Source organism: Halomonas sp. ALS9, assembly GCF_001651035.1.
Classification (GTDB): Bacteria; Pseudomonadota; Gammaproteobacteria; order Pseudomonadales; family Halomonadaceae; genus Vreelandella.
Genome location: NZ_LXRG01000054.1, coordinates 216,080 through 241,029 on the forward strand (window position 1 = coordinate 216,080; position 24,950 = coordinate 241,029).

Here is a 24,950-nt window from a genome sequence, read left to right on the forward strand (position 1 = left end):
CGACTGAGGTAGATAACATTACTGTATCAGTTAATTTCTGGATATTATCTGATTCAAAGGCGCCAAATTAATAACCAAAGCGCTCCGAATCTTCCCCCATTCATCCTCAGAAAACTTCCGCCTAACAAGATTGCCCAATAGCTCCTCCTGACGAGGCTGGCCAAAAGCGAGTCGATACAACGAGAGAATCTTGAGGGCTTCATCCAACCGCGATTCTTCGCGGCTCATGGGCATCATTGGAACCAGTCTTTCAATCTGGGCGGTTCCCGAGGGAATATGCCAGTAGGGTGTTAAATCACTGTTGCGATTTTCATAAAGCCGATCAATTTTTGAAAACAAAGCCTCCCAGTAATCACCACTATTCCCCGGCTGATTTAAGTCTAACCCGTGAGAATGCGCATATTCAGTTGCCCGACGACGAACCACTAAAGACTTGTAGCGGTTCACCCGTCCTTCCCTTTGTTCAATATCAATCGGGTTCGACGGTAGGTTCCAATGAACCACTCGGTTGCAATACCAGTGAAAATCCAGGCCTTCCTGGCCAATGGACGTGGAATTAAGCATGAAGGGCTTGAAGGGTGAGTTGAAACCATCCCGGATGTGCTCAACGCGAACCTGCTGTTTGTCATCAGTGGCGCTCTGTATGCCCAATGGAACAGCAAAATGACATCGCAGCGAGGCATTCATAGGGATTAAATGACGCTTGCCATCTGCGTGGCCCAAGTACTGAAAGGTCACGGATGAGGTTTGAAAGCCCATTACGCCTGCAAATCTGTCTGACGTCTCTCCAGCGGATAGACCGCTACCCTTCAAAAGGTGACCATATTCATCGACCATGGCCTGGAAGCCGCCATGAGCGCAGTAGTCCAGGATTTTGCGAGACTTCCAGATACTGCTCAGCTGGGAGGAGTTCTTTACCCGAGTGCCTGATTGCTTTTCGATGACGGCAATAGACTCTGGCTTGTTGAACAAAGTAAGAGCCCCGAAAGCAACGCCAACCGCCGCTTTTAATTGGTCTGAGGACCCGATATCCCAAAGCCCTGAGAACATACGAAGCGCACATACCCCAGGCCCCGCGACCGAAAGCAGAGCCAGATAATCCGCCAGGTCAGTTGGCATTTTACCCAGCGTTTTCTGCCCATCCAGGAGCTGTTCCAAGCTGCCCGCAATCTCCTTCAGATGTTTCCGCCGCCCTATATCCTTTAAGCTTGCCTGCTCGGTCTGTAGCCAATCCATCCAGTCATCGAGTTTATCACTTTCACCACTGACATGATCCAGCAACATGCCAGCATACACATACCAGTTGTGGTCATCAGGTCCTTCAGACTCATATTGATGGAGGTTTGTCAGCATATCCCCGAACTGCACACTCCTTTGGGCCAAAAGCTCTTCCAATGTCGTATCACCATGGACTAACGGTGCTGAAGCCAGCACCCGCGAGGGATAAATCAGTGACCACCCAGTTAGCGCGTTCTTACCTTCAAGGCGAATGAGCGGCACACTCCGCTTCTTGTCCTCGACAAAATATTTGGGGCGACTCCCCTTTCTTTTCTGGAGGCGCCTCTCCATCTCATAAGACAGCAACCCACTCAAGGCCCTTGGAACCATTGCCCAGGCCGAGAAAAGAAGGGTTTTGGCGAAGTTAGGATTCGCTTCGAACGGCCCCAGCAAGGGGTAATGAGGTGCGCTGGGCGGAATCCATAGCAGTTCCTCAACTCTATCCTTCATAACACGGTTTACCAGACCATGCACTTTCGCGTTTGGAGCATCTTTCGAAAGATTCAATCCGAAATTAGCAATACGTTCCCGAGGCAACCAACACAGAGCCGATGCTCGAAGAGCAGAGCGGACTTTGGAGTTCTTCATATTTCGCTCCAGCCTTTCTCTGAACGAATAGCCACCGAGAAAAGACAGCGCCCAAGGAGCCGATTTATAGTACTCCATAAGTTGATGACCATGTCTTGCCTGAGATACCTGATCGACGGTGTCCGCCAGCCCGGTCATTGCCACGAATGATTTTATATCGCTGTGGCTGAAATATTTCGCGCAATCCAGGCGTTTAGATCTGAATACCGAGTCAACGTTTTCACCGATCTGTCCACGCTCAGTACGGGCAATAAAATCCCCAAGTGACCGCTCCACTCTCAGTTTTTCGGCGTTAGAGAGATCCTCGACTGAAAACGACTCATCCCGAAGCCTTAGGATCTTGGCCAACAGGTCTTTCCTGGCCGCCTCATACTCGGAAAGCCGTTGTTGATCCGAGTTCATCAGAAACGTTAGTAGGTGACGTAATTCGTCCTGGTGAGAGGCTTCAACTTCATCATCTTCGATCCGGCTCAGCGCCTTAAAAGGCGTGGCCGATAACAGAAGGATTTTCCCGGGATTATCACGCTTGAACACCTCTTGGGCGATCAAAGCGTTTTCCGAGTCCGCCGACATATCCAGGAGGGAATCGAAGCGCTGAAATTCATCCAAGATGAATAGATCGGCGCGTATGTGTCGGGCACAGGTTTTAGCCAGCTTGGTCCGCAGATCCGAGCGCAACCGGTAAAAGGAAGCTGAATGGATGTCTGATGCTGCCCCGGCAACGCCACCTAAAAGCTCATTCCAGGTTTCCTCTGAGTCATCCGGCACATCTCCAAATAATCGACGACCGATTGCCTCCAGCGCATCAATGTACGAGCAACCGGAAACCTCAAGCCAGTCCGAAAGATCCTCTGAAAGTGATACTTCAGATTCAAGATCACTTAAAAATTCATCTACAAGTTCTTCATTTAGCTCATACCACTCCTGAAACCATCGCTCTCGGGTATCCCATGTGCTCTGTTTGACTTCACTACGCATCAGCCGACCCAGTACCGATCGCCACGGTTTCAGTGCGTTGTGGTTCATCAAACACTGAAAGAGGATTTGCCGTTCCCATACGTTGCCATCGCTGTTTGTGATTGAAAACGACGTGGAGGGTGTCAGTGAACAGACTTCAAGCAACTGGCCATTGGCACCATGCTTTTCTCTGGCTGCCAACTCGACCAAACGACCAAACGAGGGCTCTCTGACATACTTCTTCGCAAGATCCTCACTGAACACCGCCAGCTTTTTACGATTCTCGTTTGCCAAGGCTAGATTGGAACAAATGTAGGCCACACGAAAAGGTTGCTGGGGGTGTTCAGCATCGTCAGATAACAGGCTGCGATTGATTTGCATGCGAAGCATCTTTGCGATTACGCCCTTCGCGACAATGGTTTTGCCCAAACCGACTTCGTCAGCCACAAGAACCCGCTCGCTGTGCCCCGCTGAAAAGAAGTTTTCAACCACCCGGTTCACCGAGGCTTGCTGAAAGTCTTTCAGCCCGGCCAGTGTTTTTTCGATTTGCTCAAAAACCTTATGCATAAAATAACACCAGTCCTAGCGCTTTTTTGGAGCGAAATGCCGCCATAATTGAACAAACCGTTCCGGAACGGGCACAGACGTCCCCTCAAGCCGGTCGATCATTTTTTGAATTCTCTCAAGGGCCTCAGTGTCTCGGGCAGCGGCAAGCATCAACTGCTCGAAAATCGGGGAGTCACCGAACAAGGTGGCCAAAGCTCCAAACTGACCACTGGCGCTATCAAAGCCAAACCACTCGTTTTTGTCAGGATGTCTCTGCAAGAGCAGACGGATGTAATTCAGAAACTTATCTTCAGTATCCACCAGTTGTTCAATCATGCGCCGCTCACGATCCGTACCCGGCGGTAAATTCAAAGCAGTCTGAATAACCAGGTGCTCGGTTTCAGAACTTGCCTGTGAAGTGATTTTTACGGCCAGGAACGCGCTGAGCTGGTTTATATTCAAGTTTTTCCAGCAGATGACACTACCGAGAGACCGATCTGATCCCTTCACTGGCAAAAGGGCCACTTCCACCGAAAGACTCTCTGGCAGTGTCGGTATTTCATCTATCTGCAGCTCTAGCTCAAAAAGGGTGGGATCGCTCTCTGCTTCCCTGGCATACAATGTCCAATTCGCCTTGATGAGATCAAACGAGAGAACGCGAAACAAATTTCTCTCGGTTTCGCCCTCACTCTCTGATCGCTCTTCAAACTGATGCTCCACAAACAACCCATTGCCAGGATTATCTCTATTAACCCACTGCTCTAACAACGCGGCTGGCCCAATCAAAGTGCTTTTACCTGTCAGTCTGACCATCAATTCAGTATTGCGTGGGTCATGGCCTGCGGTACCTAAGGCAGCGGCGGTCGAATTGGCAGACCCCAAGTGCCAGTGACAGGTTTGTCCCCGTTCCACAACAATCAACTTTGCGTGAAGATTCTGCATGGCAGTGCCCAGCTCCAGACGCTCCTCACCCTCAACGACATCACTATTGATGGAAAAACACGACCATCCCTCAAGCTTCTCAGGTCCTATCGCATCAAGCTCTTCACCACGGCTGATCAACCAGCGGCTACCTACCGGTACTCTTTGAGCAAACTCATCCAAAGCCCCTATACCACCTATAGAATCCTTTAGAAATGGTGAAACAACCAATATCGAATCATTCGAGTTGAGCATATCTAGTGGCTGACCATACTCCGGCCCACCCGCAAGAATTCTAGGATCTCTAAAGTTTTCAGGTGGGTACCAGTTGATCCGGCCAAGCTCCTTCCTGATGACTTTGCCAGGCTCAAAAGAAGTATCCTGCAGTAGAAGATCTCTCACCAGGTCATCCCAACCTTGGTGGGCGCTGTAAATCGATTCTCGTGACACTTCTCCATCCAGCGATACGGCCAGATCCCAACTTCGATCGAATGTCAGGTTCCGAGAAAGCACGATCAGGCGATAGCGAACAGGAAGTTTGGGGGCGGTGTACCGAAGCAGCCAGAACTTCGGGTGGAAGGAGGAATAAGCCACATTTCCTGGCATTACCGGCTGCAACCAAGGCTCCAGCAGCGCGAACAGGCGATTGTAGGAGCTAGGTAGCTTTATTTTTCCTGCCTGATAAAAAACCTTCAGACGGTTATTCAACTGGCCAATTGCTTCCAACAGAGCCAGGCGCTCGCCCTGAATTTCGCCTTCCAGGGTATCGTGGAAACATAAAGCAACGGGGACGGACAGAAGTGCATCCAGGTCGAGCGTATAGGTTGCGGCCATAGCAGAATCAAGCTCGTATCCCTCCGGAGGCCTTAACTCCAAGCCATAATCCACTCGTTCAGTTTTTGGATTCAGCATTCAGCACCCTGCACAATATCTTTCAAGATGGTCCTGACTGTCGGCCAGCGGTAACTCAATGAATCCATCCCTTGCCAATTCGGCGCTTCTCCCAGGTTCTTCAGGAGAATTGAGCGACGGCCTTTGTTTTTCTGTGCTCGACCTTCAACCAATCGATCCAGACTGCTTACAGGTTTTTTCTGGTAAATAGCCTCATGCCACTTATCTAGAAATTCTCGGGCATTCATATTGACCCGGTTTCTGCCAGCAGTTGCAGCCTGCAACCAGTCATCCACTCTGGAAGCCGAGAATAGATTTCGTTCTCTCGCTTGCTCAAGCCAATGCGAAAAAATCTCCTCTCGCTCAGCCTCCAGCGCCGCATTCCCAGAGTTACGTGCAATCAGTATATTGAACCGGATATGCGCCCCTCTTATCGCATCACTGAACTCGTCCGCCAGCTCAAGGGTATGCTGGCAAGGTTGAGAGACTTCTGCCCTCCCTTTCATCCAGGCAACAAGCTCAGGAAATGTAAGAGCCCCTGCACCATCGTCAACTAGCTCTTTGGCTAAATCATGAATTAGAAACTGGGATACGACACTGTTCCGGATGGCCGGGGTATGGGTCAGCTTGTCGATTAGAAATCGAGCTTCGGACTCGGATAAGTGAATCGAGGCATCGCTCATCCAGTCCGACTCAAAAACATCCAGATGCACTACGGAACGGTGCGTTACCGCATCTGGATCATCTTCCTCATGTCCTCCAGTACGGGGAGCTGACTTAGCTTGACCAATCTCTCTGGAAAACTCTGCAAGGGATTTTGAGGTATTCACAATTCCGAACTGCCGAAGGCCATTCCAATAGACCGATGACGGCTTTCGGGCTACTCCTTGTTCGCTCCCGACCATCTCCGAACCGATAATGCCTCTCTCAGTTGAATCGTGCCTCTTTACCAAAAGTTCGACGAGCTCATTCTCTTGCGATTCCAGATACTCCCTGAGTGAGGTTCTGCGCTGTATTCGCACATCCAGAGTGAGGTAATCACGGATAATTCGGGGCACCGTGATAAAGTATTTAGCACGGGTCTGAATCGTGGAGAATCCCGGAAACAATTGATCGGCAAAAGCATCACGAATTTGGCCTATTCCCAACTCATCCAAAGTTCCCGGTTCCTGCAGCATCGCCAGAACCTGCGACACTTTTTCCCTGTCAGTGGATGAGAAGTCCACCCAGCCAATACTGCTCATAATTTACCTCGGTTTTGCGCTCTTGAATCTATCAGTACCAAAGCCAAATAAAAATGGAGGGATTACCATTCTGCAGGCACTTTTCGATACCTAATTTAACGTGTGTTGCCGGTGGAATGCGACCGCCATCACGCCTTCTGAATTCGCCGCATTGAAAGTTTCTTGACTTAAAGAACCGCGAGATATCAGATTCTTCTTACGTCAGCCATTCCCATTAATTCTGCAGTCAATGTAAATGCGAAATAAGCCAGCTCGGCATGAAGGCCTATCTCCGAATTTGCTTGAAACATGGCTAGAATTATAATGCTCGTTAGCATCCCGCCCTCAGCCCCATATTTTATAACCTGCATCTAAATAATTGATTTAAGAAAATCCATCGCTGGGAACTGAGCCAAGCACGCTTTTTGCGAAACGCGAACCATCATGGGAAGCTCAGCACCTCATACAAAACTGGTTACCCGAACAGTCATAAGTATTCTTTTCCTTTATGCGGCTTAAGTTGTCGCACCCATACCGTAGCTTATGACACCTAACCCTTCAGGGAAGGTACGGTATGGATATGTTGGTAAGTTCAGCTTCAGCAACCGCAGATGCACAGCAAGAATTAGCGAAGTGGCAGGCGGATCGCGCCTATTGGGCAGAAACACTCCCAGTTATGGAGATGCTCAGCAATTTTTTAATTCTAACTCCTGTACTGCATCAGCAAATAGCCACGGCAAGCACGGATGGCAGACATCTCTATTTTTGCCCTCGTTATAGCGCCAGCCTCTCTGATGAGTCTCGACGCTTTTTGCATGCCCATCTCATCTGGCATTGCGTGGCTGGCCATTTAACCGCCCCGCTCGTGGCTGATCGACATCGTTGGCACCTAGCGTGTGACCATGAAGTCAATGCGCTGCTGCTGGCTCTCGGCATACCGCTGCCTTTGAATTCGTTGCTATTTCCCGTATGCGTTGGCCGCAGCGCTATCGATGTGTATCGCTGGCTTGAAGGACACCCCGACACCTCACTGGAAGTGGCCACCGACATTCACCCCGCGGCGCTATGGTGGCACCTTCCCAACGCCACTCCAGATCAGCGCATGGTTTCGCTATGGCTGTCGGCACCGAGCGCATTTGATCGCCCGGGAGACAGGCGCCCTGCCCGAGAGAGTCGCTAAGTTTTGTGAGTCACGTTAAGCTTGTATGTTTTCATTATCACGCCCAGGGTTAGCAAATCTATGTCTGATGCTCGCGATACACTCTTTCGCTACTTGACGCTTCTGCAGTTAATTCCCCGCTATCCTGGACGCATTTCCACCCCAGTACTGAAAGAAAAACTCGCTGAGCGGGGGGTTAATATTGACGTACGCTCGCTACAGCGGGACCTGAGCCAGAAGCTCTCTACACAGTTTCCCATTAGCTGCGATGACACTCAGAAGCCTTATAGCTGGTATTTTGATCGCGACTTTCAATGTCATTTACCAGCACTGGATGTGCCCAGTGCGTTAACACTGGTACTGGCTGAAGAGTATTTGAAAGGCTTACTGCCGCCTGTCGTGGTGGGACAACTTTCATCCCACTTTACCGATGCCCGGCGTCTACTAGATGAACTTGCTTCAAACGGGCTGAGCCAATGGGCACGTAAGGTGCGCGCTATCCCTAATGGGATGGCGTTAATTCCCGCTGAGCTTGAGGAAGCCACTTGGCAAACGGTCGCCCAAGCGCTGCTAGAGCAGAAAGCTATTGATGTGACCTACCTGTCGCGCACTAGCGAGACGAAAAAGCACTTTACCCTTCACCCACAAGGCATTGTCAGTCGCCACAGCGCGACGTACCTCCTCGCCCAAGTGGAAGGCTTCAGTGACTTGCGCCAGTTTGCGCTACATCGAGTCAAGCAAGTGGCCTTGAGCGATATGAAATGGCAGGCAACAGAGGCATTCAATATTGATGCCTATATTCAGGGCGGTGCCTTTGGTTATCGGCAAGGACCGGGTGACGTCACCCTTGAGGCAGAGATCACGCGCCCGGTTGCCTGGTTATTGAGCGAGACACCTATTGCCGATACACAAACGATCGAAGCGCTCCCCGATAGCAAGTGGCACCGCCTCACTGCCTGCGTGCCTGATGACCAGCAAACTCTGTGGTGGCTAATGGGCATGGGGGCGAACGTCAAGGTGATCGCACCAGCCGCATGGCGTGACACGCTTAAAGCAAACGCCAAACAGGTGCTTGCCCAATACCAAGACTCAGTCACGACAGCTTAAAAAGCCATGACACTTATAAAGGAGATAGCTATGCTCTGTTTTGTTTATGGCTCTAACATGTCGACTCAGCGCTTGGCCGCGCGGATTCCGGCAAGGTTTGTGACTACGGCGATGCTGCCTGCCTATCGTCTTGCCTTTCACCAGCGTGGAGGGGATTGCTCGGGCAAGTGCGATATTGTACCGGCATCCGATCAGTCAACTGTCTATGGAGTTGTCTGGGAGGTAGCATCGCCTCATAAACCGACACTGGATGGTTACGAAGGTCTTGGTGTTGCCTACGATGAAACTTGGCTGACAGTCACTGACCTTGAGGGTGAAGGGCAATTTGAAGTTCAAGCGTATGTGGGCAAAATTACTTCTACCGGCATGCTCCCCTATACGTGGTACAAGCACCATGTGTTAGCAGGTGCACGAGAACACGGCTTACCGGCAGCCTATGTGCGCGCACTAGAGCGTATCGCGGCACTTCACGATCCAGACACTGAACGCCATGCACGCGAAATGGCATTGCATGGTTTCGATGAACTTTTGGTTTGAGGGGCATGATGGCTAATGACGCTCGCTTAATCGCATTTCATCGTGGCGATGGGGTCGACCATAAAGGCCGCTATCTCAGCGAGATCTGGGCGCTCTCGCCCTTCTGGCTGGAACACACTCATGACTATATTCAATGGCTGTTTCCCATCCCCGAAGCAGGCCGCTTTAACGCCTTTGCGCCACTGCTAACCTCAGAGGTACAAGCAGCGTTTGAGAGGGATCTTCTGTTACGCCAGCACCAGCAGCGCTCTCTTGACGTGATGTTGAACTTTTTTGGCCTTGCGCGCGAAAGCAAAGCCATTTCCTCACAACCTACCCTATCCATCCAGTCCCATATTTGGTTAAAAGCCAACGGCCACAACCACTTGCGAATTACGCGCATCATTCGTTCATTAGCGCTGTGTCACCAGCTAGAGCTAGCTCAGGCTTTTCAGCAGGCCGTTATCGAGATTGGTGCTAAGGACGGCATAGTATCGGAAACGTCAGTGCAGTTTTGGCAGGATGCCATTTAAATTAGCTTAACCTACTAAAACCCTAGTTCTTTACCGATAACCGACTGAAATGGCCGCCTTAGAAAACGACGAGAAGCTACCCAAGCCCCCTCGTTTGTGCAAGTACGCGAAGGGGCGCGTTCGCAGCTGCGTATTCTGAGCACACCCCCGCAACGCTACAAGTACTCCCCAGACAAGCCGACAACGGTTATCGAACTGTTGCTGGAACAGACGGGAGCGATATCTAAACTTTGGATCTGATGAATTATGAATTACTACACAGAAGTATTTGATGACAAACTGCACTGCATAGACATCTATCAGCGTTACCCACTGCTTAAGCCCTTTGTAGGCTCCGATTATGGGACTGTCGGCCCTCGAATTCTGTTAATTGCTGAAAGTCACTACTTGCCATCAGAAAGTACTGTGCATATTAACGCTGAGAGCTGGTACTCAAGCAACGAGGACAAATTGACATCTAAAGAACAGCGATGGATACACACCAGGGGAATTCTGAATAAACCCCTGAAAGGCTGGCAAGCAAAGGGGCATGCTATCTATCGCCACCTTGAATCCGCCCTACTAAAAGCAGGCCTGCCAGCAAACGACAGTGTTTTCCGGCAAACTGCGTTTATGAACGCTTTTCAGCGGCCTGCCAAAACCGGCGTATCAATCAAAACCACGAATCAGGATATTGAGATCGCTGCAGATACTATCAACCAAGTAATTGAGGCGCTGCAGCCAGAGTACGTTGTCTTCGTATCAACTAAAGCGAAAAGAGCTCTGAGTAAACGCCTTAACCATCGATCCGTGAGCTTCCACCACCCGGCAAGCCCTTGGTGGAACCGAAAGCAAAACAAAATTAGCAGCAAAGAACGATTTATAGATCTTATCTCTGGATTCTGGAATGACAAAAGAACAGACCGATGAATTACGATGGCAGCTTCTACATTAGCAGTCTGAATCAATTCGCAATATCAATATGACAGTCAGCTACTGCTCTTTGGTAAAGTTGTACAGTCATTGCGGAACTGATTAATGGCTATGGATAGCGACAAGCGGTTAGCCAGTTCCTCTAAGGTTGATTGGCGACCCAGTTGGGCCTTTAGCTCTTCACCGAAGCGTTGATTCGCAATGCTTCGCCAGTTAGTTGCGTGCTGGCGCTGTAATGGCGTCAGGGTTGCTGAGATATCGGAATCAACACTGGCGACGATTAGATCTGGGAAGCCATACTTGGCCTCCAACTCGTTGAGCTCTTGATTTTGCTTTAGGGTATAGCTGGGAGTAATCATTGGGCGGTCTGCTCCTTATTGCTCTGATCGTGTATTTCTTTCATTTGCTGCTGTCGCTCTATTAGCCAGTCTGGCTCCAGGGCAGCCTGAGCTTCGTATTCGACTGATAGCCGCTCCAGCTCCTCATCGGTTATGCCGCCTTCAGGCTCCGGTGGCTCCATCATGGAAAGCTCAGCCCGGACGCGCTGCTGTACCGATAGCGGTACGGCAAGCCCTTCACGCTCGAAAAGCTCAGCGCACTCAATCGCGCGCATCCCCGCATCCTCCGCTTTATCAAGCAGTGCTGCGGTCTGGATAGCGACATGAGCGGGCAGAACGATCAATCGTTCTTTCTGGTCTACCAGGGCACTGATTCGGCCCATCGATCGGTCAATGAGTCGTTCGAAGTCGGGGCGCTCACGTTTGGTTGCCTTACCATCACTGCCAGTACGAATTTCGGTAAGAATTAAGTCAACCGAGACCAGCTCATCGTATTCACAGCGAGCATCCCAGCGAACCTTTTCTTGTAAAACGGAGTGAAGGCGCGCCTCTTCTAGCTCAATCAAAGCCTCAATGCGCTCAGGTGAAGAGGTGGCTGGAGCAACTCGTTCAATGATCTCTGTTGGATGATACCGAGCATAGGCGCCATGTTTACGTGCTCGCTGGTTACCCGGGCCAGCAGGCAGCAGATTCGCTAAGCTGGCCGGGTGTTCACCGCGGGAGTTTAGCTTCACCTGGCGCTTCTTACTCACGGCAGCTCCTTACAATGTAACTATTTGTAACATTCTATAGCGGCTCGTATTTCAAATCAATTATTAATAAATTTTATACTTAATAATCAATATATTATTGCTATATAAACATGGTTAGTATGGATGCTTCGCTGCCTCATGACTAACTCCAAAAATGGGTTATACGAATTTAGGTAACTTCAGTTAGCTCAAGTCCAGTGCTATCCGAAGATTCCATTGGGTAAGCGCGGCAAGCTCGCTAATTTTTCAGCAACTCAACCTGTTACTTCGCTTTTGCTAGCCAATAAATAGCTTGCGAGTTAATGGATAGCTTCAGAACTAGCCTTCTGCAGTTCAAGAACTTCGCCCATAAGGCATTCATCCTTTGTTGACGGAGAATATCGGACGTTTCTAGTTTCGCGTGTTTCAAGTACGGCCAGTCTAGAGGCAGTGTCACTCTCATCAATATTACCGGCAGCCTATGCGCTAGCCATGCCGCTACTGATACCGCCGTGTGAGAATACGGGTCAACATAACCTCCCTACGCTGACGTTCGCCGACGATAGCTTGTAGATTGATAAATTATAGTTGTCACCTAATCTCGACCTACGCGTGGCTCTGGTTGGTCTGGTTGGTTGGATTTCCCCTGTTATGCCTTAGGTATCTATCAGAATTTCTGAGATGCCTATTTCATGGCGGTAGAAAACAAACTCACCAGACTAACCAAAGCAACTTTTCTAAACGCCGAATGCTAAACAGTCTCAATTACCCACGCAGCGACGCCTCCCCGCCCGCTGCGTTTGCGTAGTCGCTTACCATTTACAACCCGGTCAGCCCGATACTTGAAGACGCTACCCACACCTCGTGTGGTTAAGTGCTTGGCGTTTTTGAATTCCGTTATAGCCTCTGCAAGGGTCTGCTCTGGATCAGGCAAGTAGAACTCTCTAAGCTGAGTATCATGGTAGTTGTCATGAATCTTCTTCACGTCTTTCGCGGTGAAGGGATCGCTACCAAACACATCTGCAAGCGAGCACAGCAACGCGTCTAACTGCTCTTGCTCAGGATCAGCCGCTTGGGCAGCGTTAACGGCCTCCATTGGGTCGGCATACTGACCTGACGGGTCAACATGACGGGCTACCCATGCCACCGTTTGCCTTACCAACGTGTCCCATGCTTCAAAACTCGCCATTTTACCCGGCGCTGGTGCATCGTTAGACGCTAGCCAGCCACGAATAACGGTTAATGCATCGGCTATCATTCGCTGGCGGTGCTGTTGGCAATACGCCTCAGGATCTACGTCGAATTGACGGGCAAAAGGGCTATCCATCTCTGGGTCTATACGGCACTTGAGTACGCGGCGCGGCAAGTCCCCGGCTAAGGTTAGATTATTGCCAGTCAGCAGCCATAGCGCCTTGTTAGGTACGTTGGCGCTGCCTGTTTTGCCTAGTATGCGGTCACTGTAGTTTTCAGAAGTCAAAGCGCCAGCCAGCGCAGCACTATCAAATACACCAATGACGTTATCCCATATAACCGCGCGGGTGCCGGTCATCAATATGGTCATGATACGTTTACGGATTTCTTCATCATCTCGGGCGTGGGTATGCGGCCATATAGTGGGCACCTCCCCAAGCGCTAGTACAGCCACGCACTTAGCCAGCAAAGTCTTACCGCTTCCCTGAGCGGGGGCATCAAAGCCAACAGCGGGAGCGGTGGGCAGTACAGGACGAACAGCAGCCGTTAGCAAAGCAGCAAGCAAAACACCTCTATCCACGGCACCTACTAGCGGGAAGTCAGTAAACGGCATCATCAAGCGCTTTAGTGCCGTTCCAACCTCGTCCCCTGTTGGGTGCGTGGGAACTGGGTGCATTTCTTCGCTGTGAATTTCCAGCAGCAACCCGGTAGCCTCATCAAAGCCGGGGAGGTTCAACAGCGAGCCATCAATGCGTAAGGTAGGCGCAGTGATAATAGCGTTTAGTCTCTTTAGGGCGCGACGCTCACCAAGCGATAGCAGGATCTTGGCTACACTTACAGGGGGATCTTCCAACACTTCCACATGCTCCCCGTTTTTGAGTTTATGCCAGCGCCAGAATTGCGTAGAGCCACCTAGCCAGTGCTTCAGGGCATGTTCATCCAACGGGTAAACGCGACCATCGGTTGCGGTCACCAACGGGCCGCCAAAGTCGTAGACATCAGGTGCACGACGCATTAGCACAAGCACCTGTTCTACCACATCAAAAGTTCGTCCTTTGACTAATTCCACTCGGACGGGCGGCCTACTTAGCTTGTAGGTTTTGCCACCATGAGAAAACGAATACAGACTTGGGTGGGCGCTCATCAAGTACAGCTTACCCACCGTCTTACCGCCTTGGTATTCCGGTTCGATAGGGTCAAGCGTCAGGAAGTTGTGATAGCGCTCGGGATTATCCAACACATCCCCAACGGTAAGCACTTGCTTGCTACCATTCTCATCCACCAACATGATGGGGAAGTCCCCAGCCAATACATTGTTATTCAGGGCACGCCTAACGGTTTCCCGGCTCTGTTCTAGCGTTTCATCGCTAGCAGCGCTGCCTACCATTTCTCTGGCGCGTGCCTCGATATAGTCAGCCTGCACCGTATCGGCTTCAAGCTTGGCAGCAAGCATCGCCGCAACCTTGTTCTTTTCAGCAGCGGCCAAGGTGACGGGATCAGGGTCGGGAATGACCGCTTGAGTATCCAGCACAGCCACCGCACCACCGACGAGTACCGGCTCACCGCGTTGTTGCACCAGAGGTGGGAAGCACTCAGCACCGGCGGCAAAGTCAAGCCGGTTAGACTGCCAGACACTCGCATCCAGCAAGGTACGCTTTAGGCGTTGGCCAGCGGCACCCACATCTACCCAGCCATGGCCAGCAGCCCAAAAATACACTTGCAGGGCCCTACCAGCCCGCTCAATATCGCGGGCATCCAGTGCAAGCCAGTACAGCCGTTGACCACGGAGGCCGGTTAAATCGTCTCCAGTTTCGTTATTCACAATATGGCTAGACGATGAAGGCCACCACAAAGCGGCAACGTCAGCTAACGCAGGCAAGGCAGCATGAAGGCACTCCATCAAATCAACACAGGAAAGCGCCTCCGAGGTCGTACCGGGGTCATAGTCCGCCATCATCATGCCAGCGCCAGCAGGCCATGAAAAGTGCTCCTTACTCCGGGGTATCGGATCATCAGGGCGGCCCGACTCCAGCCAGCGACTCTTGGATACAAGCCTGGTATTCCGCCGCTCAGGGCGCCCATAAACCAACGCTTGGTTGGGCTTGAGTGATTGCAGCAAGCGGGCAAATGTCGCCAGACTATCCACGCTATAAACGGCGGCTCTTCCCTGTACCATATCTCCGCCGGTGTCCTTCAGCAGTTCACCATCATCCGCTAGCTGATAACTCTTGGTTAAGCGCGCCGGTTTTGTTGACGTGATAATAGTCAGGGAGGCGCTAACGGCGCTATTGTTTTCGTGTGAAGTATTACCTTGAGCCTCGCCAGTGGTTGCACCCACAGCGGGGCTATTTTCTGAGCTAATCATCAAGATGCACTCTCTTGATACCCTGTAGGTCGTGAACTTTAAGCTCAGTGATTTTGCTCATACACTCATGGCAGGCCAATGCTTTGCCGGGCCGCGCCCAACATGGAAAAACAAGACTTAAAAAGGTAGAGAAAGCTAGCATCACTGACCCCCTCTTTTACTTTTACCCTTACTCTGAGCTTTTTGGATCAGTCGACGCGCGTTACGGTTCTTGACTGTAGCAGGATCAGCAGCACGTAAAATCTCTTGACTAGGGGTGTCGGCGATAACTTGGGCACGCTTGATATTGAACTGCCGAATTTTAAGTTGAGCAAAATTTATGGAATGGCTCATTTCTCTACCCTTTTGGCAAGCCCCACCTCTGCGGTGTTGCTGTAATCCTTACCGGCCTCCAGCCATTCGAGTACGTCTTTAAGACGATAACGTACAGTGCGGCCATGTTTGACGTATTTTAAAGCGGGGCGGCCTAGCAAAATGCCTGTTGTCCGGGATTTTCGAGCGGTAGAAGGTTGTGCGTTGATGAGGCCAGGGAACACGGCCTTTTCGGGAAGTTCAATCAGTGCAGGGTTGCAACCCTCGCGATAACGGGCCAAGGCGTTGGTAACAAGATCAAAATGAGATTGTTCGTAGGTGTTCATTGTCGCGTCTTCCTGTAGTTACTGGTGACGCGACATATCATGAGGGGGTGACCCTATCCCCCTACAAGCATCCCCCCTACCCTATTTCGAAGGTACCCTAAGTGGGGCACGGTTATTTTTCGTGGATATGTCCTTCATTTCGAAGCCGTTGCCAAGCATTATCAAAAGACTTTTCTGTAAATAGGTCGCGACGAGAGGAAAGCAACTTGTTTCTAACATCTGCTTTGACCCCACTATGACCATCTTTCTGTTTTGGATACCCAGTAGGCTCATATCCCATTTCCCGAAGCGTCGCGAGTATTGCATTGCCTTGTCTCTTACTTTTCAGTAGGCCTTTCTGGCTATTTGCTTCGACAAGCTTGGTTGGTGATGGTGACTCACTCTCTTCAGGCTCTGGCTGGAAGCGAAACACTTCAGGTATATCTGTCTCCCTGGCTCCAAATTCGTCTTTAAGCCACCGATTAATCTCTCGCCAATGCACACCGAACCGAATATGGCCGAACCAATAGCTCTTCCAAGCCTCATTATCATCAGGCAATGTTAACCATTTAAATAACCCAGTAGCATCATCACGATTTACTTCCCCCTCCTCATTCAGGTCGGCAACCTCCACCCAGCGCACTTGAATCCACCCCTCCTGAGCAGCGCTCGCTAAACGAATATAAGCTGAATTTTGTGCGTCGAAATGACCTAATGGGTAGTTAATACCCGTTTTAAAATCAGAAAGATCAGCTCCTGCCATTAAAAGAGAAATTTCCTCACTAGACCAAACAGTAATTGAACCGCTAAATAAATTCGTCATAACTAATTGATTCCAAAAAATTAAAAGTCTTATCTAACAAAAAATCAGTTTTACGTTTCTTCACGAAAGGAACTACTCAGTAGCTAAAAATGGATTGGTATATGCATTTATATTTACTCTTCGAGGGAGAGCAAAAAAGAAGGCCCGCAGCCGCCAGCTTCTTCAGAGCTATGTATCAATGCTTGCGTCCGAACGCTCCTGGCATGCCAACGACACACAGATCTAGCCAGCAAATTAGGCCAGTAGCATGCTCAAATGCTCACACCAGCAGCAGGATGAAAGCTGGCAACCTCATTCGGAAAAGACAGCGCCTATACCAGCGCTTAGCTGTTGAGTCTTTCTTCGACTGATGAGAGTTAATTCCTAGGTTATTATTGGGGATGCAGCGTTGAGAGAAAAGCGATCGGTTGTTGCCAGTTGACCCTACCTGCTTCCAGCGCGTGCTACCTATTTGCTACCTAAAGTTTAAGCAAACAAAAACGGCCACCGTAGCAATTAGCTAAGTGACCGTTTTATATATCTTTTTTGGTCGGAGCGACAGGATTCGAACCTGCGACCTTTGCAACCCCATTATCGCGCGCCTTTTCATTTAACTAATTGATTATTAACGAATACCATGACTATTTATCGCCAGCCAATACGGCCAACTCGGTCTATAAATATCAACAAGTTGCGTGATAGTTTTCAGTTAAGAATGATCAACGTCATACACATGCATTGCACTGATAATGCAATCGTAAGGAAGAAAATACTCCTGGCTAGGTTATTAACCTACGCCTGTTTTCAAGACCTACCCATCAAGAGAAAACCGACCATAAATTATTGATATCTAATACTTAAAACACTAGTCGAAGTGTGTAACGAACAGCAAAAAATCTCAATTTTGGGCAGCCAAACACATAAGATGGCAAGCCTCTGACACAATCTAGGCACATAGCTATGTGTGACCGCAATCGCATCCAAAGTAGGCGCTTTTAGCGCAGTCCTGCCAACACAGCTTGCAAACGAGAGTGACTTCGCTAAAATCGAAACTCATATTCACGCCGTGAGGCGTAAACTTGGTGAAGAACATGGCTATTTCTGCTTTTACCCTCCTTTCAAAAAGCAAACCCTACGTAGAGCAATACGTTGTCATAGAGGCTTATCGTATAGAGAAAAATAAAACCCCAAGCCGCAATACATCTGGCCAGATTCTATCAAGATGGCAGCTTTACTATTACACCACTGCTCTGCGGTACTTTGCCTTTTGCGCATGGTGAAAAAGTTTTCGGTTGTAAAAACTGCCAACGGCCCAACCTATGCTAAGTAAGATTATCAGACTTATAAACAGCCAGACTCCCTGAGATTCTACCCACCAAACTTTACGGCACTGTGAGTTTAATGGCCATAATGACTGTAATACTCTATCAGAATGGATAATTTTCTCTATGAATATCTACTAGTTACATTGTAATCTTAGCTGATGATAAAGGTCATAGGTGTATTTACCGTCTTTAGGTTTTCGCTCTTTCTCTTGATATTTGGTCTCTCAAATTCTCTGAACATATATCACCTGATATTTTTTGAGACTGTAAAATTTTCATTGGCTCTGTAAGTGCTTCAGGATTTTCAGCATCAAAATAAATAGCCAGATCAGCATAATGTAATATCTGACGAGCAAGAACCCATCTATAATGAGCGTAAATTGAACTTGAATTTATAAGATCAAAATTAGTATCTGTATTTTGTGGAAGTGCACCCAACCTCGTACGTGGAAAAAGATTAAGTATTTCGCGCTTGTTTGCAAGCAGATGGATATCGCTATTCTGCGAACCATTAGCACCTGCACGAGGGCTAGAATTGAATGCCCATGCTTCCTCAACTAGACCAGTTACATCTTGTTTCTTTACATGTACGGCTAGTCCACCTCCAAGTGAAATTCCTACAGCAACAATGGGGAGTTCTAATGTATCAGGATGGCGACTAACCTCTTGAACATAGTTACGAGCGTCATCATATTGAACAGGAAGAATCCAAAAATTATGTAAAAGATAGTCCCTAATCTGATTTGACCCACCAAATGAAATAACAGTTTTTATTGGTATATTATTTTCGTCATATAATATAAATGTCATTGCTTCGAAACCATTAACACTATATCGTCTTAAATCATATATTTCTCTAAGCCGCTCAGGCCTGTCAAAATGATATCTTATATTAACGTCATTATTTTGTAGTGGTAATGTTGCTGCTACGACATACATATATCCAGCTTTTGAAAGCCTCAATCTTTTCCTGAAAGAGGCATAATCACTGTCATTATCAATATTACTTATACTTGCATGGTATTCTTGATGTTTAGGTACTAAATCAAGATATCGGACGTCGCACCAAACACGTCCTTCAAGAACCCCTGAATTCACTGGAAAAATGTCACAACCTGATAAAAAAAGTGCTAGAAGCAATGATGTATTTATTCTCCAAAGTAATCCCATCATCATAATCACCTAATGTTAGTAATCAAAATTACAAAGATTTTATTAATCAATTAATTTTAGATTAGGAAAGATATTACATCCTAAGATATGGATTTTAAAATTAAACGTTTTTTAAACCACTAGTTGATTGTGGTCATTTTACGACTAGTCGATCGCTACGAAGGATTAATCAACTCATCACCCTGCCCTTCAGCCGATTTGTTAATAGCTGTACACACCGCCAAATACACAATCAGATCCGCATCGATGTGGTGAACCAGGCTGAGAATGGTTTCCCGATCGGTCATTTCCAGGGGTTCTAGCAAGTGCTTGAGGCTGTCGTCATCAAGAATCAACAGCATCCAAACATGCATGTCTGCAGCACTACCAGGGCCGGGATCGGTGACAATCGCACAAATCAGACTGCTCACCTCACGCTCAGCAAAGATACCGGCGAAGAAAACGGCTCTCTATCCTTACGGCAAATGTAATGCGGCTGTTTGGGGCTGGAGTTTTTGATCCACTCATACCAGCCGCCCGCTGGTATCAGGCCCAGATGCTTTGCGAATGCTGATTTGAAGTAAGCGTTGGTGACCACCGTTTCTACCTGGGCATTAATAGGTTGACTGCCGCTATCTTTCGCCCACTTCGGCCTATAAACCCACCACATTTCTTCAAAGGTAGCTGCCTCGTCGTCTGAGACCTGCCGTATAGCCTGTATCCAGGTACCAAGCGCCACGTTATAGCGCTGGCTTGCTTCGACATCAGGCACTGCTGCATCGACCAATTTGGCCAGACGATCAAATTGGGCGAATAAAGCAAATCTTTCAAACATGCCTGAAGGATAGCCAATAATCAGCGCTTAGCACCCTTGCTTTCATTTCTTCACTTGCAGTTAACGATACTCATCGCTTATCGTCTGCCTTAAATACTGTATATAAAGCCATATATTTAAGGAGACGCTCATGTCAAAATCCTACGAACAGCTAGTCAAGCGGGTGCAGAAAGAGATCGGCAGCCCAGGGGCGCAGTCAAAACACTGTGTCGAGATCCAGCGTCGAGACGATGAGAGCCATGAGGATTGGGCACAAATGCTTGCTGACTTGAGCACCGTCGAGAACGTGACGCTTACCCCCATGGACGACGACGCTGAGCATATACGTATCACATGGAATCCCGAGGAGAGCATGGCATGAGTATGCATCTCTCGGTACTAGGACGCGTAGATACCACCTCCCCTCCGCTTAAACTGCCTCTAGCCGCTGGCGAGGTACGCACCGGCTTTCCCAGTCCAGCGGACGACTACCTTGAAGCTGAGCTTGATCTTGTCGATCACCTCATTCAGCACCCCAGCGCGACCTATTATCTTCGCGCCAAAGGGACATCGATGACCGGCACTGGAATATATGATGGGGATCTCTTGATTGTTGATCGCTCGCTAGAACCCAAGCCTGGGCATATCGTGATTATGAGTGTGGATGGTGAGCTCACCTGCAAGAAGCTGGGCACGATCGGCAACCGCCCTTATCTCATTGCATCAAATCCAGAGTTTCGACCAATACCGCTGGAAGGCAAAGAGTGCCAGGTGTGGGGCGTGGTCACACACAATATCCATTCACTCGCTCCAGGTTTTTCAACATGATTGCCCTGGTCGACTGTAATAACTTCTATGTCAGCTGCGAGCGTGTATTTAATCCCAAGCTTGAAGGCAAGGCTGTAGGCGTGATGTCGAACAATGACGGCTGCGTCGTTGCCAGGTCAGCGGAAATCAAACAGTTGGGCGTGGCCATGGGCATGCCCGCGCACCAGATCGATCCACATATTCGCCGTCAGTGTGTGCTGCTTTCAAGTAACTATGCGCTATACGGTGATATGAGCCGCCGCGTGACTGACGTGCTGTCACAGCACACGCCCCACGTCGATGTGTATTCGATAGATGAATCGTTTTTATCTTTCGAAGGGTTCGAGCCCGAAACACTTAAAGCGCGATGCCAAGCAATGCGGCGCCAGGTACGCAGGGATACCGGCATTCCGGTTAGCGTTGGACTAAGTACCAGCAAAACCCTCGCCAAAATCGCTAACCACCGAGCTAAAAAAGAGAACGGCTTCGATGGTGTGGCCATTATGCAACCGGACAGCGATGACACGCGCGCTTTCCTCGAGCAGTTGCCGGTCACAGAAATTTGGGGGGTGGCGGGTCGAAGCGCAGCCCGCCTGCGTACCCTTGGTATTGAAACAGCCTGGCAGTTGCGCGAATCATCGCCCAAGCATTTGAGAAAGCACTTCTCGGTAGTTATGGAGCGCATCGTTTGGGAGCTGAGAGGCGATGACTGTATTCCGCTTGATGATATGACGCAGCCAAAACAACAAATAATGGTGAGTCGCAGCTTTGGGCGCCTCACCAACAACAAAGTTGACCTACATGAAGCCATCCGCGTGCACACGTCCCGGGCAGGTGAGAAATTGCGTAAGCAACAAGGTTTAGCCCAGGCGATTATGGTATTTGTGAGAACCAACCGATTTCGCAGCGACCTACCTAGTTACAGTAAAAGCTTGGTAATACCGCTTCCCCACCCGACTGACGATAGCCGTGAACTGGTAAAAGCTGCGATAGCCGGACTGGAGCGGATCTTCAAGGAAGGGATTTGGTATCAGAAATGCGGCGTGATGTTGATGGATCTCTGTGATCACGATAATGAGCAGCTGGGGCTGCTAGCTGAGCCAGTGAGTGATGAAAAACGCGCTCGAAATGAGAAACTAATGGCCACGATGGACAAGCTCAATCGTGAGCATGGTAAAAATGCAGTTAGACTTGGGATGCCAAGGAAGATCAATGCTTGGGAGTTGCGTTGCGAGCACCGAACGCCTAGGTATACCAGTAGGTGGGATGAGCTTGCGACTGTTAAAACATAGAGTTGCCATCCTTGGCAATATTACATATATCCATATCATTACTCCTATGGAACTTAAGGGGCAGCCCAGTGCCTTAAAGCTATCTTATATAAGATTTTTATTAATTCAACGACTGCTTAAAAATCTTTCTACATTAGCATTTAAAGAATCATCCAGCTCAACAAGCTGACACATTTTCAAGCAACTGACATTCGTTATGTACGTTTCTACAATCGATGGGTAATCACCTAAACGGCACACATCGTTTCGCCTACGAGCATATAGCTTACCCTTATCAATAAAGATCTTGGGTAAGCCATCTTCGTAGACGGGTATTACACAAGTACCTCCAAATACATAAGGAATTTTAATTTCACGCTTCAAGTCATCATTAATCACAGTCCTATTCATCTAAATACAACTCCTATATTGGTTAACGAAAGCACTAATGTGCAATCTCTCGTTTTGACACCTACACCTAAATAGAAGTTCTTCATAAATGAAAACGAATAACAAATGAGACATATATTAAACAAAACCATCCCTGGCGTTCAAGATCCATTTAATTACCCATATTTTACCCAACTTGACGCGTGCGGCATGCTTAAAGCGGCGTTTATGGCGTCATGTTCTTAGCATAGCAGCGTTGCTAATGAGAAGATGTAAGAAATCAGCTATAAAGTTTGTGGGCAATCTCTTACATCGAAAAGTTTAATCACTTCACTGACGTTGATCATGTGTACTGGGTAAAAATCATTCCCCGTCCTCAGGCCACTTCCCATTGCACCCCTTCTCCAGAACCAAAGCGTGCCTGTTTTTCGTATACGTAATCGACCGCCCTTTGTGAGTGATACCATTCCAACTGCCCTCGCCATCGTAGCCAATCTCCAAAACGGGCAAGGGGTCACTTATGACAGGGTTACCCGCTGTGTCTATTGGCCCCTGCCCCCAGGCAGGCCAGGCTAGGCCTCTGTGGACGGTGCCGTCTGTATCGATGAAGTCGGATGATACGTGCCACTGCCCACCCGCAAAGTCGGAACGGGCGGGAGGCGAAAGCGTTCCCATGCTATCCCCCTCTGACTTGCTGCTGTCTTCCGCATAAAAGAGCTCTGTCACCACCTCAGTGCGTACAACATCCGCTTCATCTGGCAAGCCGTCCAGCCGATAACTGCCATCAGAGGCTTTGGCAACGCCGCCGCTATAAACGACTTCGCTACCGCTTTCATCGGTGATACGCCACACCGTGGCGCCGCCGGAAATGGCTAAATCGCCATAGAGTGATTGAACCTGCCAAAGCGCATCTGCGTTACGGTATACCGCCAGCACTTCCGGCGTACAGCAAACCTTGGGTGCCTGTTCAAACCCCACCACCGTCGGCCCTTCCACATTGCCCGCAAAGGCCACCAGCACCTTATCGCCCTCTTCAAAGGCACCGCCGTTGCAGTTCATGTAAAGGATCGGCACATTGCTATAGCTCGCGCGCGCATTAACGCCCAACCCTTTCTGGCTACTGGTGGCAGCATCCAACGTGATCGAGCAGTTATCGCCGTCCAGGCCGGTGAGGATCGCGCTACGAAACGTGGGGCGCCACTTCTGCCAGCCGGGCAGCATGGCCAGGTTGTAGAAGGTAGCGGCCGGGGTGCTGGCTTGGGTGGGCTGTAGGGCGCCATCTTCCGTGGCGCTCCAGGCATTGCCTTCAAAGCCTGGTTTGATGATGACGTTTCCTATTTCACCGGGCACTTCCGCCGTGGCGACTTCTCCGCTTAAGTCTTCCGTGTAGTCCGCGCACCAGGCCTGTACCTGGCGCAACGGTGGCAGAGCATTCACACGGGCAACCAGGGCTTCATCGGCGGCAATCCGTAGCTCCTTACTGCGTTGCTCGGTTCGCAGCGCATCCCGCTGGCTGGCCGCTTCAAGTAGCGCCTGGGCATGCTCTTCGAGATCGACGTTGGACTGCCCTTGCTCAACCATTTCCTGCTGGTACTGGTTAATAGCAGCATCCTGATTAGCAGCAGCTTGATTGGCGGAGGCCTGGGCGGTAGCTATGCGTTGCTCAAGGGAGAGGGTTTCACTTCTCAGTGTTTGAATCCGTGCTTCGGCTTCCTGTTTTGCGAACTCCGCCCGCTCACGAGCTTCGATAATCTCAATCGTGTAGCGACCTTCACCATGTGCCGCTAGGATCCGTGCCTTACCCATCGCCCACCTCGATCACTTCCATGGCCGCGCTGGTGGCATTGACGAAGTATTGGATCTGCCCCACGTGGAAGCGCTCTCCATTGGTATCAACCGCATAGTTATCAGGCCGTAACAACAGATCGACGTTACAGCGCACACGCCGGGCGCCTTGATTGATTGACCGGGTTTGTACGCCCTGCAATATGCGCTCTAGGGGGTCGGCTTGTGGGAAGTCGCCATAGCCGCTGAGCGTCAGCGTGTAGCGGGTCGGGCCCTCATCGCTTCTGATTTGCTGCAGCGGTGCCAAGGCAATCGTCTCCAGGCCGTTATACTCATCAACACTGGGGTAGTAGTAGCCCAACTGCACCTGCATCAGCGTGCCGTACTCCAAGGCGGGTAAGACACTGTCACCGGCGGGCACGATGGCTTGCAGAAAGGATTTACCGGTGCGCCGCATGGTGGCTTGAAACGATGACATGGGCACGCGCAACTCACCGATCAGCAGCAGATACACGTCTACCCGTTCCAGTGGATCAAACAGCGCACCTGTTGGGCCATCATCGCAGCTGATGACGATGGTGCCGCCATTGGCGTTGAGTGCCCAGCTACCTAATTGAGCGCTATTCAGTACGCTTCCTGGCAAGCGTTTAACGATGGGTAGGCAATCAACCGCGGCCACCGGCAGAGGCGTGCCCAGCGCCCGGCTGTTAAGCGGATCGGTGTTCAGCATG

General features: G+C 49.7%; 22 protein-coding genes. 8 read left to right on the forward strand and 14 right to left on the reverse strand.

The features are described from left to right. Positions 1 to 30: 30 nt before the first annotated feature. Genes A6R74_RS02555 through A6R74_RS02565 form a run of 3 tightly spaced genes read right to left on the reverse strand, consistent with a single transcriptional unit; the run spans position 31 to position 6,425 of the window. Complete coding sequence (locus tag A6R74_RS02555; RefSeq protein ID WP_064232899.1) at positions 31 to 3,390, reverse strand: helicase-related protein; 3,360 nt, start codon at positions 3,388 to 3,390, stop codon at positions 31 to 33. Between the two features lie 15 nt (positions 3,391 to 3,405). Beyond that, positions 3,406 to 5,202 (reverse strand): hypothetical protein, encoded by a 1,797-nt coding sequence (locus A6R74_RS02560; RefSeq protein WP_064232900.1) that lies wholly within the window; start codon positions 5,200 to 5,202, stop codon positions 3,406 to 3,408. Then, on the reverse strand, positions 5,196 to 6,425 hold the full coding sequence (locus A6R74_RS02565; protein WP_064232901.1) for a DUF6361 family protein: 1,230 nt from the start codon (positions 6,423 to 6,425) through the stop codon (positions 5,196 to 5,198). The genes A6R74_RS02560 and A6R74_RS02565 overlap by 7 nt, the downstream gene beginning before the upstream one ends. A 553-nt stretch (positions 6,426 to 6,978) precedes the next feature. On the opposite strand from A6R74_RS02565, the gene A6R74_RS02570 reads away from it, so the two are divergent. From A6R74_RS02570 to A6R74_RS02590, 5 genes are all read left to right on the forward strand, one after another. After that, positions 6,979 to 7,584 (forward strand): DUF2201 family putative metallopeptidase, encoded by a 606-nt coding sequence (locus tag A6R74_RS02570; RefSeq protein WP_240488145.1) that lies wholly within the window; start codon positions 6,979 to 6,981, stop codon positions 7,582 to 7,584. 60 nt (positions 7,585 to 7,644) lie between these two features. Continuing rightward, on the forward strand, positions 7,645 to 8,670 hold the full coding sequence (locus A6R74_RS02575; RefSeq protein WP_064232902.1) for a helix-turn-helix transcriptional regulator: 1,026 nt from the start codon (positions 7,645 to 7,647) through the stop codon (positions 8,668 to 8,670). A 30-nt stretch (positions 8,671 to 8,700) separates the two neighbouring features. Then, the gene (locus tag A6R74_RS02580; protein WP_064232903.1) at positions 8,701 to 9,207 is read left to right on the forward strand and encodes a gamma-glutamylcyclotransferase family protein; all 507 of its coding nucleotides are present in this window, start codon (positions 8,701 to 8,703) and stop codon (positions 9,205 to 9,207) included. A gap of 8 nt (positions 9,208 to 9,215) precedes the next feature. Further along, positions 9,216 to 9,719: an opioid growth factor receptor-related protein gene (locus tag A6R74_RS02585; protein ID WP_064232904.1), complete on the forward strand. Its 504-nt coding sequence runs from the start codon at positions 9,216 to 9,218 to the stop codon at positions 9,717 to 9,719. A gap of 246 nt (positions 9,720 to 9,965) precedes the next feature. Further along, the gene (locus A6R74_RS02590) at positions 9,966 to 10,628 is read left to right on the forward strand and encodes a hypothetical protein (RefSeq protein ID WP_064232905.1); all 663 of its coding nucleotides are present in this window, start codon (positions 9,966 to 9,968) and stop codon (positions 10,626 to 10,628) included. 59 nt (positions 10,629 to 10,687) lie between these two features. On the opposite strand, the gene A6R74_RS02595 is transcribed toward A6R74_RS02590, so the two are convergent. From A6R74_RS02595 to A6R74_RS22135, 8 genes are all read right to left on the reverse strand, one after another. Continuing rightward, on the reverse strand, positions 10,688 to 10,990 hold the full coding sequence (locus tag A6R74_RS02595; protein ID WP_064232906.1) for a hypothetical protein: 303 nt from the start codon (positions 10,988 to 10,990) through the stop codon (positions 10,688 to 10,690). After that, positions 10,987 to 11,721 (reverse strand): hypothetical protein, encoded by a 735-nt coding sequence (locus A6R74_RS02600; protein ID WP_064232907.1) that lies wholly within the window; start codon positions 11,719 to 11,721, stop codon positions 10,987 to 10,989. Before A6R74_RS02600 ends, A6R74_RS02595 begins: the two co-directional genes overlap by 4 nt. 730 nt (positions 11,722 to 12,451) lie before the next feature. Continuing rightward, complete coding sequence (locus A6R74_RS02605) at positions 12,452 to 15,256, reverse strand: hypothetical protein (protein WP_064232908.1); 2,805 nt, start codon at positions 15,254 to 15,256, stop codon at positions 12,452 to 12,454. Positions 15,257 to 15,585: 329 nt separating this feature from the next. Next, positions 15,586 to 15,894 carry a hypothetical protein gene (locus A6R74_RS02615; protein ID WP_064232910.1) on the reverse strand — a complete coding sequence of 103 codons (309 nt, stop codon included), beginning with the start codon at positions 15,892 to 15,894 and terminating at the stop codon, positions 15,586 to 15,588. Between the two features lie 112 nt (positions 15,895 to 16,006). After that, the gene (locus tag A6R74_RS02620) at positions 16,007 to 16,696 is read right to left on the reverse strand and encodes a hypothetical protein (protein WP_125410275.1); all 690 of its coding nucleotides are present in this window, start codon (positions 16,694 to 16,696) and stop codon (positions 16,007 to 16,009) included. A 1,493-nt stretch (positions 16,697 to 18,189) separates the two neighbouring features. Continuing rightward, positions 18,190 to 19,173, reverse strand: coding sequence for a hypothetical protein (locus A6R74_RS22605; RefSeq protein WP_125410276.1), 984 nt, complete (start codon positions 19,171 to 19,173; stop codon positions 18,190 to 18,192). Between the two features lie 155 nt (positions 19,174 to 19,328). After that, positions 19,329 to 19,583: a hypothetical protein gene (locus A6R74_RS22130; protein WP_082906560.1), complete on the reverse strand. Its 255-nt coding sequence runs from the start codon at positions 19,581 to 19,583 to the stop codon at positions 19,329 to 19,331. Further along, positions 19,580 to 19,987 (reverse strand): SOS response-associated peptidase family protein, encoded by a 408-nt coding sequence (locus tag A6R74_RS22135; protein WP_082906561.1) that lies wholly within the window; start codon positions 19,985 to 19,987, stop codon positions 19,580 to 19,582. The genes A6R74_RS22130 and A6R74_RS22135 overlap by 4 nt, the downstream gene beginning before the upstream one ends. A 130-nt stretch (positions 19,988 to 20,117) precedes the next feature. Between A6R74_RS22135 and A6R74_RS02630 the strand changes: the two genes are divergently transcribed. From A6R74_RS02630 to A6R74_RS02640, 3 genes are read left to right on the forward strand one after another with little or no spacing between them, the layout of a single operon-like run. After that, on the forward strand, positions 20,118 to 20,348 hold the full coding sequence (locus tag A6R74_RS02630; RefSeq protein WP_064232912.1) for a DUF1654 domain-containing protein: 231 nt from the start codon (positions 20,118 to 20,120) through the stop codon (positions 20,346 to 20,348). Further along, positions 20,345 to 20,794, forward strand: a complete 450-nt coding sequence (locus tag A6R74_RS02635; RefSeq protein ID WP_064232913.1) for a LexA family protein — start codon at positions 20,345 to 20,347, stop codon at positions 20,792 to 20,794. The genes A6R74_RS02630 and A6R74_RS02635 overlap by 4 nt, the downstream gene beginning before the upstream one ends. Further along, on the forward strand, positions 20,791 to 22,065 hold the full coding sequence (locus tag A6R74_RS02640) for a Y-family DNA polymerase (RefSeq protein WP_064232914.1): 1,275 nt from the start codon (positions 20,791 to 20,793) through the stop codon (positions 22,063 to 22,065). The genes A6R74_RS02635 and A6R74_RS02640 overlap by 4 nt, the downstream gene beginning before the upstream one ends. A gap of 105 nt (positions 22,066 to 22,170) precedes the next feature. Here the strand turns inward: A6R74_RS02640 and A6R74_RS22715 are convergent, their stop codons facing one another. The 3 genes from A6R74_RS22715 to A6R74_RS02655 all read right to left on the reverse strand — a co-directional run bounded on the left by A6R74_RS22715 (position 22,171) and on the right by A6R74_RS02655 (position 24,949). Further along, positions 22,171 to 22,455, reverse strand: a complete 285-nt coding sequence (locus A6R74_RS22715; protein ID WP_064232915.1) for a hypothetical protein — start codon at positions 22,453 to 22,455, stop codon at positions 22,171 to 22,173. Between the two features lie 342 nt (positions 22,456 to 22,797). Then, positions 22,798 to 24,240 carry a hypothetical protein gene (locus tag A6R74_RS02650; protein ID WP_064232916.1) on the reverse strand — a complete coding sequence of 481 codons (1,443 nt, stop codon included), beginning with the start codon at positions 24,238 to 24,240 and terminating at the stop codon, positions 22,798 to 22,800. Further along, positions 24,233 to 24,949: a hypothetical protein gene (locus A6R74_RS02655; RefSeq protein WP_064232917.1), complete on the reverse strand. Its 717-nt coding sequence runs from the start codon at positions 24,947 to 24,949 to the stop codon at positions 24,233 to 24,235. The genes A6R74_RS02650 and A6R74_RS02655 overlap by 8 nt, the downstream gene beginning before the upstream one ends. Between the last annotated feature and the right edge of the window lies 1 nt (position 24,950).

Bases quoted from the DNA above. Each gene is read 5' to 3' on its own strand.
- A6R74_RS22135 (WP_082906561.1), bottom strand. From the start codon at position 19,987: ATGTTTGAAAGATTTGCTTTATTCGCCCAATTTGATCGTCTGGCCAAA.
- A6R74_RS02555 (WP_064232899.1), bottom strand. From the start codon at position 3,390: ATGCATAAGGTTTTTGAGCAAATCGAAAAAACACTGGCCGGGCTGAAA.
- A6R74_RS02575 (WP_064232902.1), top strand. From the start codon at position 7,645: ATGTCTGATGCTCGCGATACACTCTTTCGCTACTTGACGCTTCTGCAG.
- A6R74_RS02620 (WP_125410275.1), bottom strand. From the start codon at position 16,696: ATGACGAATTTATTTAGCGGTTCAATTACTGTTTGGTCTAGTGAGGAA.
- A6R74_RS02580 (WP_064232903.1), top strand. From the start codon at position 8,701: ATGCTCTGTTTTGTTTATGGCTCTAACATGTCGACTCAGCGCTTGGCC.
- A6R74_RS02650 (WP_064232916.1), bottom strand. From the start codon at position 24,240: ATGGGTAAGGCACGGATCCTAGCGGCACATGGTGAAGGTCGCTACACG.
- A6R74_RS02635 (WP_064232913.1), top strand. From the start codon at position 20,345: ATGAGTATGCATCTCTCGGTACTAGGACGCGTAGATACCACCTCCCCT.
- A6R74_RS02590 (WP_064232905.1), top strand. From the start codon at position 9,966: ATGAATTACTACACAGAAGTATTTGATGACAAACTGCACTGCATAGAC.
- A6R74_RS02570 (WP_240488145.1), top strand. From the start codon at position 6,979: ATGGATATGTTGGTAAGTTCAGCTTCAGCAACCGCAGATGCACAGCAA.
- A6R74_RS02560 (WP_064232900.1), bottom strand. From the start codon at position 5,202: ATGCTGAATCCAAAAACTGAACGAGTGGATTATGGCTTGGAGTTAAGG.
- A6R74_RS02605 (WP_064232908.1), bottom strand. From the start codon at position 15,256: ATGATTAGCTCAGAAAATAGCCCCGCTGTGGGTGCAACCACTGGCGAG.
- A6R74_RS02585 (WP_064232904.1), top strand. From the start codon at position 9,216: ATGGCTAATGACGCTCGCTTAATCGCATTTCATCGTGGCGATGGGGTC.
- A6R74_RS22715 (WP_064232915.1), bottom strand. From the start codon at position 22,455: ATGAATAGGACTGTGATTAATGATGACTTGAAGCGTGAAATTAAAATT.
- A6R74_RS02615 (WP_064232910.1), bottom strand. From the start codon at position 15,894: ATGAACACCTACGAACAATCTCATTTTGATCTTGTTACCAACGCCTTG.
- A6R74_RS02640 (WP_064232914.1), top strand. From the start codon at position 20,791: ATGATTGCCCTGGTCGACTGTAATAACTTCTATGTCAGCTGCGAGCGT.
- A6R74_RS02655 (WP_064232917.1), bottom strand. From the start codon at position 24,949: ATGCTGAACACCGATCCGCTTAACAGCCGGGCGCTGGGCACGCCTCTG.
- A6R74_RS02595 (WP_064232906.1), bottom strand. From the start codon at position 10,990: ATGATTACTCCCAGCTATACCCTAAAGCAAAATCAAGAGCTCAACGAG.
- A6R74_RS02630 (WP_064232912.1), top strand. From the start codon at position 20,118: ATGTCAAAATCCTACGAACAGCTAGTCAAGCGGGTGCAGAAAGAGATC.
- A6R74_RS02565 (WP_064232901.1), bottom strand. From the start codon at position 6,425: ATGAGCAGTATTGGCTGGGTGGACTTCTCATCCACTGACAGGGAAAAA.
- A6R74_RS22605 (WP_125410276.1), bottom strand. From the start codon at position 19,173: ATGATGGGATTACTTTGGAGAATAAATACATCATTGCTTCTAGCACTT.